The sequence below is a fragment of the Pseudomonas sp. AC355 genome (assembly GCF_979258205.1).
In genome coordinates, this window is sequence record NZ_OZ409843.1 from 357,361 (window position 1) to 377,275 (window position 19,915).

A 19,915-nucleotide genomic window follows, 5' to 3' on the forward strand; every position below is an offset into this window, starting at 1 on the left:
GATCGATCCGATTGGACGTGTACGGCCCTTTTCGTTGGCTAAGAGTGTCACGTGTGAGGGTTAAATACGTTGATGTTCGGATCGTTGTAATTGGCGCCGATGGCATCTTTTCCCATGTTGACGCGGACGACGGTAGTCGTCGGGGTAACCGCCAGCACGTCCAGGCGGGTGGTGATGCCCGGTGCGTCGCCAATGGTTTCGACGAATCGATACAGATTGCTGATCGGGCCGCCGAGCAATTGAGCGTGTACATCACCGCATCCGGGCGCAAAGCCTGCTCCGCCCCCCGCGCAAACCTTCAGCGTATCTGGCTGCGGATGCGCCGGGCCGCCGACACGATTTCCGCCAGCCGGTGCCTTGATCTCCTGAACCTCTCCCGGCGTATGCCTCTCGGACGTTATAAGTCCCAATCTTTGACTTCATCAGAGGTGCGCACCATGAGTGTCAATGCTATCGACAGTGCTCGTAACTCGGCTTATTCCACCTATCAGGACGCCCTCAGTTGGGCCGGCTCGCTCAGTGCTCAGCGGCCCACGGAGGATGAGCCGTCAGAGGAGCCGGGTTGGAATACGGACACCCAGCCCGACGAGTTGCCGCAAGAGCAGCCTGGCGAGTTGCCACAAGAGCAACCCGACGAGCTGCCGCAAGAGCAACCTGAAGAGTTACCGCAAGAGCAGCCCGAAGAGTTGCCGAAGAATCCGGGTAACGGGCAGAGCGAAATCTGACTGGCCCGCCAGCCACGGCAAGTACATGAAAACGCCCGGCCATAAGCCGGGCGTTTTCATGTCGCTCGTCCCCTCGAACCGCCGGGCTGCTGGCTGCAGCTTAAGTGCGCTAGCGTACGGACGATTTGCCGCGAATCTGTAATGTTTCAGGTGATGGATAATTGGCCAACATTCTGTGTCCGCCAGCCGAGCGTAAGTGTTTGGGCAACATATGGAGCAGGCCGGATTCCATCGCAGCGATGCGTTCGTCCGGCTCTGCAGTTGCGCCGCAATGGAGTTTGCAGAAGAGCGAGGCGTTATGAGCTACCGGGTTTTGCTGGTCGCCGCCGACATAGAGTTGTGCAACGGGTTGCAGATGGCGTTGAGCGAGGTGGGCGATGGCTCGTTTGACTGCGAGTGTGTTGCCAGCCTGTCGACGGCTGAGGTTCGTCTCAGGCGCAGCGGCATTGATGCGGTACTGCTGGATCTGAATCTGCTCCATGGCGCCAGCAGCGCGCGCTGTTCGCGGTTCTTCGCATCGGCAGCTAATGCGCCTGTGATGACGCTCTGCGAGCCGAAGAGCGAAGCGCTCGCACGTCAGGCGCTGCGCTGGGGTGCACATGGCTATCTGCTCAAGGGGCAGATAGCCAGCGGCCTGCTGGCCCGTTCGGTGATCGCGGCCATCTACGGCAAACTGGGCGAGAAGCGTGATCAACGGGCAGTTACGCGCGCCGAAATTACCTTGGACTGTCTGGCTGATGCGGTGATCGGCACGGATGTGCACGGCCAGGTGGACTACCTCAACCTGGCCGCCGAACGCCTAACCGGGTACCGGCGTTCGGAGGCCTTGGGCCGGCCCATCGCCGAGGTGATGACGCTGATTGACAGTGTTACTCGTACCGTCTGCCACAGCCCTGTCGAACGATTGCTGCGGCGAGGTCGGCGGGCGCCCGAGGCAGGTAGTGCCCTGCTGGTGCAGAGTGATGGCAGCACCCTTGCCATTGAACAGTCCGCCACGCCCATCCGCGATGGCAAGGGCCCTATTAGCGGTGCGGTCACGGTGTTCCGCGATGTCAGCGTGTCCCACGCTGCGGCGCTCAAAATGTCTCATCTGGCGCAGCATGATGCTCTGACCCAACTGCCCAACCGTGCTTTGCTGAATGACCGCATTTATCAGGCGATTAGCCTGGCTCAGCGTACCGGCAATGTGGTGGCCGTGATGTTTCTCGACCTGGATCACTTCAAGGCGGTTAACGATTCGCTCGGCCATCACCTTGGCGACAAGCTGCTGCTAGCGGTGAGTCAGCGGTTGACGGCCTGTGTACGCAGTTCCGACACGGTCAGCCGTACCGGCGGCGATGAGTTCGTGGTGCTGCTGGCTGGCGACAGCGACGGGCATAGCGCAGGGCTTACCGCCCGGAAGATTCTCGACGCGTTACAGGTGCCTTATCTCATTGAGGAGCAGCGTCTACAGATCACCTGCAGCATCGGCATCAGCTTGTATCCCCGGGATGCAGACGCCGCCGAGGCGCTGCTGAGGAATGCCGACCAGGCCATGTACTACGCCAAGGAGAGCGGGCGTAACCACTACCTGTTCTTCCAGCACGATATGAGGCTGCGCGCCAGCGAGCGCATGGCGGTGGAGCAGGGCTTGAACCATGCCATCGAGCACCAGCAACTGCGGCTTTATTTCCAGCCCAAGGTAGATCTGCGCAGTGGCCGAATTACCGGTGCCGAGGTGTTATTGCGCTGGCTGCATCCGCAGTGGGGGCTGACCTTGCCAGAGCGTTTTTTGCCGATTGCCGAGGCCAGTGGTGTGATGGTGCGCCTGGGCCGCTGGGTTCTGCACGAGGCTTGCCTGCAGGTTGGCCGCTGGGATGCCCAGGGCATCGTGCTGGAGGCGATTTCGGTGAATATATCGGCCGTCGAGTTTCGCCACTCGGGATTCGTTGCTGGAGTGCGCGAAGAGCTCGCTGAATGTGCCCTGCAACCAGGTCGCCTGCACCTGGAATTCACCGAGGGCGTGCTGATGCACGATGCTCAAGCCAGCCAGCAGGTGCTGGCACAGCTAAAGGCACTTGGCGTGCGGCTGAGCATCGACGACTTCGGCGCAGGGTATTCGTGCCTGAGCCTGTTGCTGCTGTTGCCCCTGGATTCGCTGAAAATCGACCAACGATTTATCGCCGCAATCAGCGCGTTGGGCGCTAATGATCCGATCGTGCGTGCGCTGATTGCCATCGCTACCAGCCTGAAACTCAAGGTGGTGGCCGAGGGCATCGAGACGCCTGCGCAACTGGCTTTTCTCGATGCCGAGCACTGTGATGAGGGGCAGGGCCATCTGTTCAGTGCCGCACTCAACGAAGAGTGCTTCACCGCGCTGATGCAGTTACCGCAGCCTTTTCACCTGCGGCCTTGAATGCTCAGTGGCGCAGCGGCATGTAGGACAGCAGGCGGTCGGTTTCCTTTTTCACCACGCAGTAGCACTCACAGCTCATTTGTTCGAGCCGCTTACGGTTGAGTACCGTGATATGCCCACGGCTGTATTCGATCACCCCTTGGCGCTGCAGCTTGCCGGCGGCCTCGGTGACACCCTCGCGGCGTACGCCGAGCATGTTGGCGATCAGCTCCTGGGTCATGGTCAGCTGGTTGCCGTTCAGGCGATCCAGTGACAGCAACAACCAGCGGCACAACTGTTGGTCGATCGAGTGATGGCGGTTGCACACGGCGGTTTGCGACATCTGGGTGATCAGTGCCTGTGTGTAGCGCAGCATCAGTACCAGCAGCTCGCCATGGCGGTTGAATTCGTCTTTCAGGCGCTGCCCTTGCAGGCGATAGGCATACCCCGCGCTTTGCACCACGGCACGGCTGGGCGTGCTTTCGCCACCCATGAACAGGGAAATACCCACCAGCCCTTCGTTGCCGACCACGGAGATCTCTGCAGAGGCGCCACTTTCCATGACATTGAGCAAGGAAATGATGGAGTCGGTCGGAAAGTACACATGGCGTACCGATTCGCCTGACTCATAGAGCACCTGGCCGAGCGGCAGGGTGACAAGTTCCAGGTGCGAGAAAAGTCTCTCCTGGACTTCGCCAGGCAGAGCAGCCAATAAGTGGTTCTGCTGAGGCATGCAGTCTTCAGGCATGGAGTCCCTTCGGTATCGACGCGATTAACCTTCTGACTATACGCCTGGAATACACATGGCTCCGTTCGCTAGCGTACATAGCGCGCTGGCTACTCGGTCTCATCACTGCTCAGGTTGCCAAGGTTTATCGAACTCTGGCCATCTTCGAGCTTCCCCACGTCGGGCATCGGCGCTCTGTAGAGGCGTTGGCGGGTTTGCTTGTCAGGTGGTGCGGTGCCGTTCGAAGAAGCTGACGATCTGTTTATGCGCTTGCTCGTGGGTCATGTCATAGCGTTTTTGTACCAAGTGGGTGAGTTTGTCCAGATCACCCCCGGATTTGATCAGCTCCTCCAGGGTTAGGTCGTCCCAGACAATCTGGGCCAGGCCTGCGAGGAGCCGCCATTTACCCTTGATGATTTCGGTCAGTGGTCTGTTCATGGTTTCTACTCTCGTATGTGTTGCGGCTGAGGGATCACCCGGACAGGGCTTGCAACCATCGTCGGTGTGCCAGGCCCCTTATGCGGCCACTGGATATCGACCTGATGAGCCTGGCCATCGTCGAGCAGGTGGAGGGTGCTTCCTTGCACGGCGATGCCGTCTAGGTGGAGGCTCGAATCGTCGGTATCCGTGCGGCTCACACTGATGCGGTAGGGAGTGTCACCGAACCGGTAATGCAGGGTGAAGCCTGGCCAATCTGCCGGCAGCACTGGCTGTATGCGCAGTTGTGCACCGCTGCGCTGTACACCGAGCAGCGACTCGACAATCAACCGGTACATCCAGCCGGCTGAACCGGTGTACCAACTCCAGCCGCCACGTCCTTCATGGGGCGGCATGCCATAGACATCCGCGGCCATCACATAGGGCTCGACCTTGTAGGTGGCAATGGCGTCGGCACTGTCGCCGTGATTGACCGGGTTGATCAGGCGCAGCAGTTCCCAGGCGCGTGCACTGTCGCCCAGTTCGGCGAAGGCCATACTCGCCCACACGGCCGCGTGGGTGTACTGACCACCATTCTCGCGCACACCGGGCACGTAGCCCTTGATGTAACCGGGGTCGAGCACGCCGCGGTCGAACGGGGGAGAAAGCAGTTGCACCAGGCCGATGTCGCGGCGCAGCAGATGCCGCTCCAGCGAGTCCATGGCGGTGCGTCGGCGGCTGTCGGGAGCTGCGCCGGACAGCACCGACCAGCTCTGCGCGATGGAGTCGATGCGGCATTCGTCGTTGCTGGCCGAGCCCAATGGCGTGCCGTCATCGAAATAAGCGCGGCGATACCAGGCGCCGTCCCATGCATGTGCTTCCAGGCTGAGGTTCAAGGCGTCGGCCTGTTCATCGCAACGCCGGGCGAAATCGCCGTCACCGTAGAGCAGGGCAGTGGTGGCGAAGCGGCGCAGCACGTCGTAGCCGAAGAAACCGAGCCAGACGCTCTCGCCCTGGCCGTGCTCACCGACGCGATTCATGCCGTCATTCCAGTCGCCGTGGCCCATCAACGGCAAGCCGTGAGCGCCGCGCGCCAAGCTGTGCTCGATGGCGCGTACGCAATGTTGGTAGAGGGTTTCCTGCAGTGTGGAATGGTTCGGTAGATCGTAATAGGACTCCTCGCCGCTATTGAGCGCACGGCCTTCCAGATAGCCCACGGTTTCCGCGAGCACACTGTGATCACCGCTAACTTCCACGTAGCGGCTGGTCGCCAGGGCCAGCCACAGGTAATCGTCGGAGCAGCCGGTACGCACGCCACGATCCAGTGGTGGGTGCCACCAGTGCTGCACGTCCCCTTCGGTGAACTGGTGCGCAGCGCACAGCAGCAGATGCTGGCGAGCAGCTGCCGGGTCGGCATGTAGCATGGCCATGCTGTCTTGCAACTGATCGCGAAAGCCGAAGGCGCCACCGGACTGGTAGTAACCGCTGCGGGCCCAGAATCGGCAGGCGATCACCTGATACATCAGCCAGCCATTGACCAGCACATCCACGGCCGGCTCCGGGGTTTCGATCTGTATCGTGTCCAACGTCTGGCGCCAATGGCTGCGTACCCGCTCCAGTTCGAGCTTGGCGATGCTGCTGCCGCGCATACGCTGCACCAGGCGCGACGCCGATTTGCTGTCCTGCTCGGCGCCCAGACGGAAGATCACGTTGCGGGTTTCGCCGGCTGCCAGGTGCAGATCGACCCGTAATGCCGCGCAAGGGTCGAGACCCGGGCCGCTGCGCCCTGATAAGTGCGGCTGGGCCATGGCGGCGGGGGCGCTGAGGTGGCCATTACGACCGATGAATTCACTGCGCTCGGCGGTACTGCTGGCGAGCGGTGCGTCCACATCGAAGAACGCCACCCGGCCCGGGAATTCGATGGAGTAGGCATTGCGTGCGAACAGGGCGCCGCTGTTCGGGTCGGCTTCGCTGACCACGTGCATCGACGATTTTTCCCGCAGGTCGCCCAGCACCCACGTCACGTAGCCAGTCACCGACAGGCGCCGCGGTCTGCCAGAGGTGTTGTGGATCGTCAGGTGCGAGAACTTGACGGGTGCCTGCAGCGAAACGTACACCCACAATTCGCTGAGGATACCGTCTTCCTCGTGCTCGAAGACGCTGTAGCCGAAGCCATGACGAGTCACGTAGCGGCCCTTGCCAGGGCGCGGCAGTGGCGTCGGCGACCAGTAGTGGCCGTTGTCTTCATCGCGCAGGTAAATGGCTTCTTCGCCAGGGTCGCTGACAGGATCGTTGCACCAGGGGGTAAGGCGAAACTCGTGGGCATTTTCATGCCAGGTGTAAGCGCTGCCGCTTTCCGAGATAACGCTGCCGAAATGCGGGTTGGCCAGCACGTTGACCCAGGGTGCTGGCGTAGGCTGGCCGGCGCTGAGATGAATCACGTATTCCTTGCCGTCGGCGCTGAAACCACCATGGGGGTTGCTCAGTATCAGCGATGAATCAGGCAGCGCAACGACCTTGGCTGATGTCGGTTTGGGCAGCAGCGTGGCATCGAAGGTGGGCAGTGCCGGTTCGGCTCGGCGCCGGTGAATCTGCTCGGCGAGGCTGCCACGCTCGTCGCTGAGTACCAGATGAGCCACGGCCAACATCAGCACGCGGTCTTCGCTGGAGAGCTGTTGTGCAGGGCGGACGAAAATACCGCCAGGTTTGTCCAGCAGGTGCGCCTCGCTGCCCGACGTGACCAGCCCCATGATCACGTCCTGCAGATCCTGGCGGTAACCGGCCTGGTCTTCGTTCCAGATCACCAGGTCGACGATGAGGCCCTTGTGCCGCCAATAGGCATGGGCTTGCACCAGTTGCCGCACCAGATCGATATGGGCAACCGTGCATATCTGCAACAGCACAATGGGGCGGTCACCGGAAATCGCCTGGCCCCACAGGCCGCTCTGGTTGCGCTGGTTGGCCGCCAGCACGCTCGGTGCGGCGCGCAGCGAGGGGTTGGTGTAGATGATCGATGCGGCCATCTGCTCGAACAGACGTGCCTCGGCGTGGGACGTGTTGAGCTGGCGCAGCAGCACCTGGCTGTGGGTCCAGGCCAGGTCGAACACGCGGTCGGCCAGGTGCCGGTCGCGGTACTTGTTGATCAGTTGCAGGCACCCCTCACGGCTGTCGCTGACGCCGGTCACCAGGTCGATGGTCGCAGTCTGGCCAGGTTCCAGGCTGATCCGACAACGGATCGCCACGATGGGATCGAGCACGGCGCCGCACGTGCCGGAAAGCACCTCGCTATCCATTGCTGCGGGATGCGTCAGGTTGCGTCCGCGTCCGATGAAACGGGCACGGTCGGTTTCGTAGGAGATCGCGGTGATATCCACCTCGTGCGCCGCCAGCAGGTGGCACAGCCAAGGTACGTTTTCTTCGCTGGAGCGTGGTCGCCGGCTACACAGAATCGCCTGCAGCGGGGTCAGCAGTTCGCTTTCTACGAACAGCTTGCTGAAGGCCGGGTGCAAGGCGTCACTGAGGGCCGGAGCGAGTACCACTTCGGCGTAGCTGGTCAGCTCCAACGTACGGCGCTGCGCACCGCGGTTACTGATGTGCAGGCGGCGCAGTTCGATATCGTCTTCCGGTGAGACGACGATCTCGGTATGGGCGTCGAAGCCCCGTTCGCGCACGCGGAACTCGGCGCGGGCATCGGTGAAGATCGCTTCGAAGCTCTCGGTGACATGCAGAGTGGGCTGGTGCGCGGAAGACCAGAAAGCACCGCTGTCGACATCGCGCAGGTAGCAGAAGGTACCGGTGTTGTCGCAGGTTATGTCCTCGTGCCAACGGGTCACCGCCATATCGTCGCGGCGGCTGTAACCGCCGCCGGCATTGCTGATCATCACGTGGTAGCGGCCGTTGGAAAGCAGTTGCACGGCCGGATGGCGGCGCCCTGGATCGGTGTAGACCCGCAGCTTGTTCTCGTTGACCCGGGCGATCTTGCCTTCCAGCGAAGCATTGGCGGTGTGCAGGTACTGCGCGGCACTTTTCGGTACCCGTTCCTGCAACAGCAGGGCGGTGGCCTGGAACTGCGGGTCGGCCTCGAAGCGCCGCTGCATGGGGCGGCCCAGTAGCACATAGGTCAGGGCCAGCAGGCTCATGCCCTGGTGGTGCGCCATGAAGGACTGGATCAGGGCTGTGCTCTGTCCCGGCGGCAGGCGGGCACTGGTGAAGTCGATGGCTTCATACAGACCGTAACGGCCGGCCATGCCCATGTCGGCCAGACGCTGGAGGTTCTTGCAGGCGGCTTCCGGCGCGACCATCAAGGCCAGCACCGAGGCATAGGGCGCCATCACTATGTCCTCGCCAAGGCCGCGTTTGAGACCCAGGCCGGGCACGCCGAAGGCCCGGTATTGATAGTTCAGTTGCGCATCCAGAGTACTGTAGCCGGACTCGGATACGCCCCAGGGCAGGCCCAATTGCTGGCCGTATTCGATTTGCCTGGATACCGCTGCGCGGCAGGTCTGGTCGAGCAAAGTGCCTGCATAACTGGGCATGACCAGCATCGGCATCAGGTACTCGAACATCGAGCCAGTCCAGGACAGCAGCACGGGAACACCGCCATTGCTGGTGAGCAGCCGGCCAAGGGTGAACCAGCTTTCCTGGGGCAGTTGCCCCTGGGCGATAACCACGAAATTGGTCAGCCGCGCTTCTGAGGCCAGCAGGTCATAGTAGGCGCTATCGAGGCGCTGCTCATCGGCGTTGTAACCGATGGCCAGCAACTCCCGTTGCGGGTTGTAGAGGAAGGTAAAGTCCATGTCCGCCAGCTCGCCGGCCAGATCCGCCAGGCGCAGTGTGGTGGCGATGCGTTCACGGGCATGGCGGATGACTGTTTGTACCTGCGCCTGCTCGGCGGCAGGCCATTGGCTGGCGTCGAGCCGCGCCAGGTCTTGCCAACTGGCCGATGCCAGTGGGGTACCGGGTAGGGTCAGACAGGCCAGTTCGCTGTGCAGATCCTGGCAATGGGCGAGCAGGGCCTGACGCCAATAATCCGCCTCTGGGGCCACCGACAGAGCGATTTCCAGGTTCTGGGTGAGAATGATCAGGCGCTGCAGGGTCGTGCTGATCTGCGCCACACTCTCAGTCTCGAGCGTGTGCGCCGCGGCCAGCTCGTTGAGCGCTTCGTCGAGCAGGTGTTCGTCCAGCTCGCTGGCCAGCAGTGTCTCGTGCAGAACTCCGAGGCTATCGGCCAGACCGCTGAGCCAGTTGGGGCTGATCAGCGCCGCGCTCGGTAGCTCGTACAGGCCTGGGCGCAAGGTCAGCAGCAGGCCTGCCAGGTTGCCACTGTCGACGGTGGAGACGTAATGCGGCGGCAGTGGTTGCAGCGTCTGGGTGTCGTACCAGTTGTAGAAGTGCCGGCGATGGCGTTCCAATCGCGACATGCTGGTCAGCGCGTTGTCTAGCCGCGTAAGCAGGCGACCTGCACTCAGATAAGCGAAATCGTAAGCGGCCAGATGCGACAGTAATGCCATGCCCATGTTGGTCGGCGAGGTTCGGTGGGCGGTCACCGCCGTTGGGCGTTCTTGAATGTTGTCCGGTGGTAGCCAGTTGTCCGCCGGGCCCAGGTGATCATCGAAGAAGGCCCAGGTCTTGCGGGCCAGGCGGCGCAAAAACTGCTGTTCTTCACGTGACGGGGCGAAGGCCATATCGGCGTTGGGCAGGCTCAGCCAGCAGGCGATGGCCGGTGCCAGCAGCCAGGCCAGCAGGAAGGGCGCGGCGATCACCAGCACCACGGGCTTATCGAGCAGCAGTAACGCTACGGTGATCGCCAGCAACGGAGCTACCCACATCAGCCTGTATAGGCTTGGCAGATCGTTGCGGCTGCTGCGTTCCACTTCTCGCGAGGGGTTCCACTGCAACAGGTGGCGCTGGCTGATGGTCATGCGCCACAGGGTACGGGCGACCGCATCCAGGCTACTGAAGGCCTCGAAGGGCATCCAGGTCAGGGTCAGCAATGCACGGCTGAAGTGCTGCGCAGCATCGCGGAAGGTGACTTTCAGGTGCTGGCCGAGCGTGATGTCGTGGGCTTTTCGCAGCAGTTCCAGCAAGGTACTGAGCAGTGGTTGGGCGATGATCAGCAGGAACACGCCCAGGCTCCAGAGCACTACTTGGGAGCTGGCGAACCACCCCCACAGCAACATGCAGAGAAAGGCAGCCGGCTCCAGGCTGCGGCGCAGGTTATCGACAATCTTCCAGCAGGCCAGATTTGTCAGGCGGTTGTGCTCCAGGCCGCCGCCGGGTTTCGGTGTCCATGGCAGCAGCCACGGCAGCAATTGCCAGTCACCACGGATCCAGCGATGCCGGCGTTTGGCATCGGCGCTGTAGCGCGCCGGGTGTTCCTCATAAAGCTGCACGTCGCTGATCAGGCCGGAACGGGCATAGCAGCCCTCGATCAGGTCATGGCTGAGAATCCGGTTGTCGGGAAAGCAGCCTCGCAGAGCTTGCTCGAAGGCATCCACGGCATACACACCCTTGCCGATGAACGAGCCATTACCGAACAGATCCTGGTACACGTCGGATACCGCCCGAGTGTAAGGGTCGATACCCGCATCGCTGCCGAACAGTTGGGCATAGGCGGAGCGGGCGATGCTCGGCAGGCTGATGCCAACGCGCGGTTGCAGGATTGCGTAGCCGCCGATGATGCGCCGCTGCAAAGGATCAAAGCGCGCCTGGTTGAGCGGATGGCAGATGGCGCCGATGAATTGCCGCGCCACATCGCGGGGCAGTTGGGTGTCGGTGTCCAGGGCGATCACGTAGCTGATGTTCGGCAGCGCGGCAATATCGCCGACGATCAGCGAAAACCGCTCATGGCCATGGCCGCGCAGCAGGGCATTGAGCTCGGCGATCTTGCCGCGTTTGCGCTCATGGCCCATCCAGCTTTGTTCAGTGGGGTTCCAGCGCCGTGGGCGATGCAGCAGCAAGAAACGCGGCGCACCGGCGTCCGGGTACTTCAGGTTGAGCGCTTCGATTGCCTGACTCGCTTGCAGCAATAGCGCCGCATCGCCATCGAGTACCTCACTCGGTGCATCCATGAAGTCGGTGAGCAGGGCAAAGTGCAGGTTGGCATCGCGGTTGGCAAGAAAGCGCACCTCGATACCTTCCATCAGCTCCTCTACATCCTGGGCGCTGCCGATCAGCGTCGGCACCACGACCAGCGTGCGCGCCTGGGAGGGAATGCCCGCGCTGTAATCCAGGCGCGGGAGAATATCCGGCGGCAGGCTGAGGGTCACCAGTCGGTTGACCAGGCCAATGGCCAAGTGGCTGGTCATCAGCAGGGTTGGCACGCTGAGCAGCATCACCACCCATGGTGCCCCAGCCGTCGGCCCGCAGCATGGCGAGGAAGGGCCAGGCGAGCAGACCGCTAAGCACCATCACTGGCGCCAGGAAGAAGCCCAGCGGCCACTGGCGCAGCCGCCGCCGGCAGCGCTCGGCCAAGGAGGGTTGTACGTTCAGTTGCCGTTCCAGTACGGGCAGCCCTGCGCCCATGAGGTAGAAGCCGACGTGGGTCATCAGCGGATCATCGGCCGGTGCCGCCTGGCACAGGGTGATGGCTTCGCGGGCAATGTCGATCTCGGCATGGGGGCAGGTACGCGCGAGGCGCTCGACCGCGTGGCGGTAATGGTCGCGGGTGGCGAAATCCATGCGGGTGTAGATGGCAGCCGGGTCTTCACCGAGCGCCTGTTCGACCCCGCTCATGTGCTCGACGAACTCGCGCCAGTCGGTCGCCGAGAGCAGGCGCAGGCTGTTGATGCTGTTGCTGATCGACACCTGCTCAGCGGCTTGCAACTGAGCATCCAGGTGTACCAGACGTTCGACGCTCTGGCCCGACTCGGCCAGGGCCTGCTCGACCCAGGTCATTGGCAGAATCAGTGCGGTGCTCTGACCTTGCAGGCGCCGCGCCAGTTCGGCGACGAAGGCACTGCTCATCGGTGGTGCCGAACGTGCCAGGTCGGCGACCAGCAGCACCACGCTTTTGGCGTCGCGTTCTGCGGTCGCGGTCAGGCGATCAGCCCAGTCGTTGGCTAGGTTGCGGTCGTTCCAGTTGCTCATCACCCGAGAGGCGACCCGGCGCAGGTTTTCGATCAATGCCAGGCGCAACATGATGGGAATGCCCCATAGCTCGCCCAGGGTCAACGGCATGACAGTCTGATAGGCCGTTACAAAACGGCTCAGACTCTCGCTGTTGACCCGGCCGTCACCGTGGGCGATGGTTTCCAGAGCAATGTCGTAAACCCGCGGCAGGGTGCGGGACGGCCCGTTGGCCAAGCCAGGCAGTTCGCGACAGTAACCTTTGGGCAGATGCTTTTGTGCCGTGCGGATTTGCTCTTCGACCAGGTAGAAGTTGTCCAGCAGCCATTCGGCCGCCGGTGTCGCACGTTGGTTGGAGAGTGCTGCGACGGTCATGGCCTGGCAACTGCTGGCCAGTACGTCAGCGTTTTCGGCGAGCCGGTGGAGCAGGGCGTCGGACGTCGTGTCAGGGCTGAGGTGATGCTGTCGGGCCAGGTGGGCGCCATGGGTGGCCATCTGTTCGGCGCTGAACAGTTCTGCGCGAAGGGCCGGCTCGTACTCGAAGGTGCGTGGCGCGGGCTGCCACAACCGTTGGATTGCTCGAAGCCATTGCCTGTCCATGTTTTCCTTGGCGTGCAACGTGAAACGCGGGCAACGTTGCAGTGATGCGTGTCACGCAAGGTTGCCGGGCGTGACGAATGAGAAGGGTGCAGACCTTCAGTGTGAAATTCTCCCGGCGGGGCGTCTGTCTGCTGGCGCACATAGCGGCGGTGCCTGACGATCCGCTTGGCTCCTGCCGGCCGATGGATTGCCGAGCTTGAGTCACCTGCAACGTGAGGCCCCTCGCCTGTTCTGCGCGAAAAGCCCAGGGCTGCGTACGCAGGTAAAAACTCGTAACAGAGCACTCCGCTGCTAACTACCGTTTGTATGTTAGCGTTGTTTTCAATTGTATTTTTCGAAGCATTCAGCGGTAGTCAGCGACTCATATGACCCAGGATCCAGCCCCAGAAGAATCAGCTAACAAGTCTGTTGGTGCGAACAAGCGCGTGCGCTTGTCCGCGGAGCAAAGGCGCCAGCAGATACTTGATGCCGCGCTGGTGGAGTTCAGTAGCGTGGGCTTCGAGGGCGCCACGGTGGAGCGCATCGCACAACGCGTTGGCTTGACCAAGGCAGGGCTTTACGCGCACTTCGCCAGCAAGGATGCGATCCTGGAAGCACTGTTCGTCACTACGATTTTCTCTCCGTCGATCCAGAGCCATTGGCAGTGGGTCGAGGGCGCTTCGCTGGAGGAGACCGTCGACCGGTTTCTCGATATGGCCTACTCGGCTATTGGCGATCCCCAGGCGCGCGCGATCTTTCGACTGCTCATCACCGAGAGCGGCAGGTCGCCCGAGCGGCTTCGCAGTTGGCACGAGCACATCCTGCTGCCCCATGCCACGCGCCGACAGGCCGAGCTCGATGAGTGCGTCGCCAAGGGCGTGATCCCGGATAACGCCGTATCGAGAAACTTCGCCATGGCAACCTCGCCTGTGGTCATCGCCTTGCTCACCCAACTGCTGTTCGGTGAAGAACTGGCCGAGCAGGAAGTTGCCAAGATCCGAAGTGCGCATAGAGAAATGCTGCTGATCCTGTTCGCCCGGCGAGGCAACTGATGGGATCTGCTCACCCTCTTCTGGTTGCCTCCCGCCCCCTGTTGTTGGCTTCGCTCATCCTGCTTGGCGCCTGTGCCAGCGTACAACCCGAGCCGGCGCAGGTGCCTTTCAGCCTGCCAGCAGATTTCGTCGCCGCCGATCAGGCCGGCTATTCAACGGAGGATTTCTGGTGGCGCGACTTCGCTGATGCGCGGCTCGATGCCTTCGTGAGCACCGCGCTGGAGAAAAACCCAGGGCTGGCCCAGGCGTTGGCTCGCTCACGCATGGCCGAGGCCCAGGCACGCCTGAATCGGGCCGACCAATTGCCGCAGGTCGGCCTCGCTGCGGGAGCTGCGCGGCAGCGTCAGAACCTGCCGGATATCACCGGCGAGAATGCGGCGGCTATCGGCAACAACTACGACGTTGCACTGGACGTGAGCTGGGAGCTGGATCTCTGGGGGCGTCTGTCGGCGCTCACTGCCTCGGCCCGCGCGGACTACCTGGCCAGCGCCGAGCAGTTGCGCGGCGTGCGTCAGTCTGTGGCGGCGCAGGCGGTGCAGCTGTATTTCGAGATCGTGCATGCTCACGCGCAGGTCGACCTTTCCGAGCGAACCGTCGAGGCGCTGGGTGAAATGGCCCGACAGATCAATAACCGCGTCAGCATCGGCATTACATCGCCGGCTGACGGTATGCTCGCCGACGCCAATCTGGAGTCGGCGCGTGCGGGGCTGGAACAGCGCAGAGAGTCGCTGGCACGCAGCCTGCGACAACTACAGATTCTTATGGGGGAATACCCGTCGGGCGATGTCGAGACCGCGCTGGCGCTGCCGCCGGTTCCCGCAGCCCCGGCCAGTGGTTTGCCGGCCGAACTGTTGGCGCGCCGCCCCGATGTGCGTGCCGCCGAACTGAATCTGTTGAGCGCCGGCTATCAGCTGGGCGCAGCGGAGCGTTCCTTTCTTCCATCCCTGTCACTGACCGGTTCCGCCGGCTACAACGGCAGCGAGTTCGCCCAACTGTTCAACAGCGGCAACCTGATCTGGTCGATTGCCGGCAGAGCCTTGCAGCCAGTTTTTCAAGGTGGCCGCCTGGTCGCCCAGGTTGATATCGCCGAGGGGCAGCGCGATGAGGTGTTGAATGCCTACGCCGAAACGGCCCTCGTCGCGTTCTCCGAAGTCGAGACTGCGTTGGCCGTCGACTCGCTGCTGACAAGCCGGGAGCGCGCACTGGAAGCCTCGGCAAGTTCGGCAGAAGACGCGGTAACGGTCTCGCTCAACCGTTACCTGCAGGGCATCGATCCGTTCCTGAATGTGCTGGAAAGTCAGCAACGCGCCCTCGATGGCCGCAGCGCGCAGATCACCGCACGACATGCTCGCCTGGAAAATCGCATCGCCCTTCATCTCGCCCTGGGCGGTGGTTTCGAGGACGCATCGTCAACTGCCGCTGCCGCCACCACGCCGCCCATTTCGCCGACCGCACCATGACGATAAGCACAGCCATGAACCGACATTGCCGTAGCACCCTCGGTGCTCTTGCCCTACTGAGCCTCGCGGCTTGTGGTGACAAATCCGAACCCAGCGAGCCGCAAGCCGATCAGCAGCAGGCGAGTGACACGCGCGCTACCAGCGTCAATGTGGTGGCAGTGGAGCGTCGCCAGTTGCAGGCCTGGGTCTACAGCCAGGGCACGGCGCGGTCGAGGCAGCGCGAATTCCTGACCTTCACCCAGCAGGGGGTAGTCTCCCATATCGATGCGAAGCTGCGCGTGGGGATGCCGGTGAAGGCCGGTCAGTTGATCGCCCATCAAGCCCCCGAACGGGTGGAGGCCGATCTGCAGGCAGCCAAGGCTTCCCTTGCCGAGGCGCAGGCGAGCTTCAAGCTCGCCGAAGTCACCCAGAAGCGCTACGAAACCCTGATCGATCAGCGCTCCGCATCCCAGCAGGAACTCGATGAAGCCAGGGTGCAGGTGCAGCAGGCCAAGGCCGTGCGTGACAACGCTCGCGCCGAGCTCGCCCAGGCGCAACTGAGCATCGATGAATCGCGTCTGGTGTCGCCCATCGATGGCGTGCTGGCGCGCCTTAATATCGAGAAAGGCCGCTACTTCATGCCCAATACCGTACAGGCCGACACCGAGCAGAATGCCTTGCGTACGGTGCCTGCCATGGTCATCGACCCGGATCGTTTCGAAGTGCGGGTCGATCTGCCTTCCTACAACTTTCGGCAGATCACCACCGGTGCTCGGGCAGTGATCGGCGAGAACGCCTCGGTTGCCGGGCAGGATGCCGACCCCACCAAGGCCAAGAATCGAGTCGACGGCCAGGTCTATGCCATCAGCCCCTCACTCGATCCGGAGACGCGCACCTTCGAGGTGATCGTGCACACCCAGGGCAATGAAACCGGCCTGCAGGACGGTGAGTTCGTCGCCGTCTGGATCGCCGAGCCGAGCGTCGACGATGCGCTGGTCGTACCTCTGGAGGCGCTGCGTTTCCGCAATGACCAGGCGTTCGTGTTCGTTGCGGACGAGGACAAGGGAACAGTCAGCGAGCGCCGCGTGGAGCTGGCTCAGCAGTCCGGCGATTATCGGGCGGTAACGGCTGGGCTGGAGATCGGCGAGCTGGTGGTGACCGATGGCCGTGCAGCCCTGAATGACGGGCAGCAGGTTCGCGTCATCGGCGCGGGCGAGCCTGCACCATGAGTACCGGGAGCACGGGCGACGAGCCGCGTTTGGCCACTGACAGCGCGCCGCTCGAGAGCGACGACGTACGCAACGCGCATCCGCTGGCGCGGTTCTTCTTCCTGCAGCCGATCTTCGGGATTCTGCTGGTTGCGACCCTGCTGCTGGGTGGCCTGATGGCGTACTCGCAACTGGTCAAGGAGTCCCTGCCGGATCTGAACATTCCCCAGGCGACCATCACCACTACCTGGCCGGGCGCTGATCCGCTGACCATGGAGGAGCAGGTCACCGACATCATCGAAGATGAAGTGACCACGCTGCAGGGTGTGCGCCGCGTCGACAGTGCCTCGTTCGATTCCTTTTCGATCATCTCGGTGGAGTTCGAAGCGTCTGCCGATCCGCTCGACGCGATGACGCGTCTGCGTGCCGCGGTCGCCGACGCTGAAGCGGAGCTGCCCGATGACGTCGAGCGCCCAACGATCAGCCAGGCGTCGGTAGACGACCGGCCCATCTTTACCTTCACCCTGCATGGAGCCGCCGGCTCGGCGACCATGAACGAGCAGGCGCGGCGTATTCAGGACACGCTCGAGCGGGTGCCCGGCGTCAATGAAGTGGACATCGGCGGTGAGCGCGAAGAGATCGTGCAGATCCTGCTGCGGCCCGAGCGATTGCTCGCCCTCGGCCTGTCCCCGGCCACGGTGCGCAACGCGGTTCAACAAGCCAATATCGAACAGCCCTTCGGCGAAATTCGCAGCGACAGCATCGGTGCGGTAGTGCGTCTGGAAGGGCGCTTCCGGGATGTCGCCGACTTGCGTGCGCTGCCTGTCGCGCGCCTCGGTGGTGCTGGCGCCGGGCGTGCCGTGCGGCTCGACGAGATCGCCTCGGTCAACCGCATGCAGGAAACCGAAACCAGCCGCGCCTTCTTCGCCGATCAAGGCGGCGATTTCGAGCAGTCGCTGGAAATCTCGGTGCGCAAGTCGCCGGGTGCCGACACCGTCAATCTGGTCGAAACGCTGCACGATACCCTGGCGCGGATGGAGCAGGACGGCGCCTGGCCGGTGGGCCTGGAATACACCGTCACCCAGGACGAAGCCAAACAGATCTGGAAGGCGCTCTCCGAGGTGTTCGTCAGCGCCTTGCAGACCATGGCCATCGTGTTCGTCATCCTGCTGCTGACCATCGCCTGGCGCGAGGCCGTGGTGGCCGGGTTGTCGGTGCCGATCACTTTCGCCGGTGTGCTGTTGGCCATTCTGATCATGGGCTACTCGCTCAACGAGCTGGTGGTGATCGGCATGGTCATCGCGCTGGTGATGATCATCGACGTGTTCATCATCCTCATGGAAGGGCTCCACGATGAGATCTACGTGCAGGGCAAAACCTTCGGCCAGGGCGTGCTGGCTACGGTAAAACGCTACGCGATGCCGGCATTCGCCGCGCAGCTGACGACTATTCTGGCCCTGGCGCCGCTGATGTCCATCGGTGGCACGGTGGGTGAATTCATCCGCGTGCTGCCTGCCACGGCGGTGGTCTGCCTAGTGATTTCCTTCATCGTCGCCATGCTCTGTTCGTTGCCGCTGTCACGGGCGCTGCTGGGCAAGCAGCGCAAGCCTGACAGCGCGCAGAAACAGGGCCTGTCCGACCGGGTAACGAGCAGGGCTGTGAATGGTCTGGAAAGCTGGAATGTGCGCTGGGTGGTGCGCAGCCGCAAGCAGTCATGGCTTTGGGTATTGGCTGCCATCGCACTGTTCATGGTGTCGATAGTGGCGTTTACCCAAGCGCGTATCGAGCTGTTCCCGCAGTCCGATGGCGAGCGTCTGGGGATCAACATCGAGCTGCCGCCTACCGCCCAACTGGCGACCTCTCAGCAGGTGGCCGACGAGGTGGGCGAGATTCTCAGGAGCAAACCCTATTTCCAGAGCGTGGTGAAGCTGGTCGGCCTGAAGAGCCCCTTCGCTGGCGGCTCCATGGCCTCCAACCTGCAGCCGAGCGAGGCGGAGAATTTCCTCGGTTTCTCGGCGATCTTTCTTCCCCGTGAAGAACGTGAGACCGACTCCTACGTGCTGGCCGAAGAGTTGCGCCGCGAGCTGACGGCCTACCTGCAGGACAACGTTGCTGCCGCGCAGCTGCTGGTGGTGCCCGAAGCCAGTGGCCCTGGTGCCGGCGATCCGATCGAGATTCAACTGCTCGGTGCCGACATGGACGAGCTGCTCGTTCGCTCGCGCGAGGTGCAGGCCTTGCTCGCTGAAATCGCCGGCGTCGTCGACGTGAGGGATAACATCGGCATGCTCAAACCGCAGTTGGCACTGCGGCCAGATCGCGAAGCCGCCAACTTCTTCGGCATTGGCCATGATGACCTGGCATCGCAGATCCGCATCGCCTTCAGCTCCGATATCGTCGGCACCTTCGTCACCGCCAGCGACACCGACAACATCGACATCCGCCTTGGCACCGAATGGCCCAGCCGCCCGGGCGAGGCCGGAGGGCCGCACAACACCGAGGAGCTGTCGCGGGTTCGCGCTTTCACCGAAGAGGGTTCTTCCATTGCCCTCAACCAGTTGCTCACACCGGTGCAATCGGAAGCGGCGATTGCGATTTCCCACAGCAATGGCGAGCGCGCGCTCACCGTCATGGCCAAGAACGAAGGGCGCACGGTTGGCGAGATCATGGCCGAGGCGGGGCCTCGCCTGGCCGACCTGCAGGCGTCCTGGCCGGATGGCTACCGCGTCGTGGTGGGTGGTGAGTCCGCCGATACCGCCGAGACGTTCACCTCGGCGCTGATCGCCATGCTCATCGCCGTGGTGCTGATCGTCGGTGTGCTGGTCATTGTGTTCAGCAGCTTCCGCCAGGCCTTCATCATTTTCGCCACCATGCCGCTGGCGATCATCGGCTCTGCGCTGGGCTTCTGGGCGTTCGACATCACCTTCTCGTTCTTCGCGATGATCGGCCTGGTGTCGCTGATCGGTATTGCCATCAACAACGGCATCATCATGGTCGACACCATGAACGGTTACCTGAAGGAGGGCATGTCCATCGCCGAGGCCGCCGCAGCCGGCTCTGCTCGACGCTTGCGCCCGCTGCTGACGACCGCCGTGACCACCATCGTCGGTCTCGTGCCACTGGCGGTCAGTAGCGCGTTCTACCGGCCACTGACGCTGGTGATTATCTTCGGCCTGGTTTCCGTCTCGATGCTTGCGCTGATCGTGGTGCCAGCCTTGTACCTGTTGCTCACGCCCAAGAATGCAGGGCAGCCGGTGTCATTGGACTAATCCCCGCGAGGACGCGGATACGCCGCAACGTAGTCTGGTGTTGAGCGAAGCGATACCCAGG

Annotated in this window: 8 protein-coding genes and 2 pseudogenes; 6 read left to right on the forward strand and 4 right to left on the reverse strand. The window is 62.7% G+C overall.

The window, feature by feature from the left end; all coding sequences use genetic code 11:
• Positions 1-80 precede the first annotated feature (80 nt).
• Positions 81-321, reverse strand: a pseudogene (locus ACZ0AI_RS01805) (nuclear transport factor 2 family protein); the annotation flags it as partial.
• 116 nt (positions 322-437) lie between these two features.
• Between ACZ0AI_RS01805 and ACZ0AI_RS01810 the strand changes: the two are divergent.
• On the forward strand, positions 438-725 hold the full coding sequence (locus ACZ0AI_RS01810; RefSeq protein ID WP_463564294.1) for a hypothetical protein: 288 nt from the start codon (positions 438-440) through the stop codon (positions 723-725).
• 298 nt (positions 726-1,023) lie between these two features.
• Positions 1,024-3,120, forward strand: coding sequence for a GGDEF/EAL domain-containing response regulator (locus ACZ0AI_RS01815; RefSeq protein WP_463564295.1), 2,097 nt, complete (start codon positions 1,024-1,026; stop codon positions 3,118-3,120).
• A 4-nt stretch (positions 3,121-3,124) separates the two neighbouring features.
• Here ACZ0AI_RS01815 and ACZ0AI_RS01820 read toward each other — a convergent pair whose 3' ends face one another.
• The 3 genes and pseudogenes from ACZ0AI_RS01820 to ACZ0AI_RS01830 all read right to left on the reverse strand — a co-directional run bounded on the left by ACZ0AI_RS01820 (position 3,125) and on the right by ACZ0AI_RS01830 (position 12,910).
• The gene (locus ACZ0AI_RS01820; protein WP_463564296.1) at positions 3,125-3,847 is read right to left on the reverse strand and encodes a Crp/Fnr family transcriptional regulator; all 723 of its coding nucleotides are present in this window, start codon (positions 3,845-3,847) and stop codon (positions 3,125-3,127) included.
• Between the two features lie 201 nt (positions 3,848-4,048).
• Positions 4,049-4,264, reverse strand: a complete 216-nt coding sequence (locus tag ACZ0AI_RS01825; protein WP_463564297.1) for a CsbD family protein — start codon at positions 4,262-4,264, stop codon at positions 4,049-4,051.
• 5 nt (positions 4,265-4,269) lie between these two features.
• Positions 4,270-12,910: pseudogene (locus tag ACZ0AI_RS01830) on the reverse strand (GH36-type glycosyl hydrolase domain-containing protein).
• A gap of 425 nt (positions 12,911-13,335) precedes the next feature.
• On the opposite strand from ACZ0AI_RS01830, the gene ACZ0AI_RS01835 reads away from it, so the two are divergent.
• Genes ACZ0AI_RS01835 through ACZ0AI_RS01850 form a run of 4 tightly spaced genes read left to right on the forward strand, consistent with a single transcriptional unit; the run spans position 13,336 to position 19,854 of the window.
• A complete protein-coding gene (locus ACZ0AI_RS01835; protein WP_463564298.1) occupies positions 13,336-13,941 on the forward strand; it encodes a TetR family transcriptional regulator in 606 nt (201 codons plus the stop codon).
• A complete protein-coding gene (locus ACZ0AI_RS01840) occupies positions 13,941-15,401 on the forward strand; it encodes an efflux transporter outer membrane subunit (RefSeq protein ID WP_463564299.1) in 1,461 nt (486 codons plus the stop codon). Before ACZ0AI_RS01835 ends, ACZ0AI_RS01840 begins: the two co-directional genes overlap by 1 nt.
• 14 nt (positions 15,402-15,415) lie before the next feature.
• On the forward strand, positions 15,416-16,609 hold the full coding sequence (locus ACZ0AI_RS01845; RefSeq protein ID WP_463564300.1) for an efflux RND transporter periplasmic adaptor subunit: 1,194 nt from the start codon (positions 15,416-15,418) through the stop codon (positions 16,607-16,609).
• Positions 16,606-19,854 carry an efflux RND transporter permease subunit gene (locus ACZ0AI_RS01850; protein WP_463564301.1) on the forward strand — a complete coding sequence of 1,083 codons (3,249 nt, stop codon included), beginning with the start codon at positions 16,606-16,608 and terminating at the stop codon, positions 19,852-19,854. The genes ACZ0AI_RS01845 and ACZ0AI_RS01850 overlap by 4 nt, the downstream gene beginning before the upstream one ends.
• Positions 19,855-19,915: the final 61 nt, after the last annotated feature.

Coding starts and splice junctions, on each gene's coding strand:
- ACZ0AI_RS01815 (WP_463564295.1), top strand. CDS start 1,024: ATGAGCTACCGGGTTTTGCTGGTCGCCGCCGACATAGAGTTGTGCAAC.
- ACZ0AI_RS01840 (WP_463564299.1), top strand. CDS start 13,941: ATGGGATCTGCTCACCCTCTTCTGGTTGCCTCCCGCCCCCTGTTGTTG.
- ACZ0AI_RS01845 (WP_463564300.1), top strand. CDS start 15,416: ATGAACCGACATTGCCGTAGCACCCTCGGTGCTCTTGCCCTACTGAGC.
- ACZ0AI_RS01820 (WP_463564296.1), bottom strand. CDS start 3,847: ATGCCTGAAGACTGCATGCCTCAGCAGAACCACTTATTGGCTGCTCTG.
- ACZ0AI_RS01850 (WP_463564301.1), top strand. CDS start 16,606: ATGAGTACCGGGAGCACGGGCGACGAGCCGCGTTTGGCCACTGACAGC.
- ACZ0AI_RS01810 (WP_463564294.1), top strand. CDS start 438: ATGAGTGTCAATGCTATCGACAGTGCTCGTAACTCGGCTTATTCCACC.
- ACZ0AI_RS01825 (WP_463564297.1), bottom strand. CDS start 4,264: ATGAACAGACCACTGACCGAAATCATCAAGGGTAAATGGCGGCTCCTC.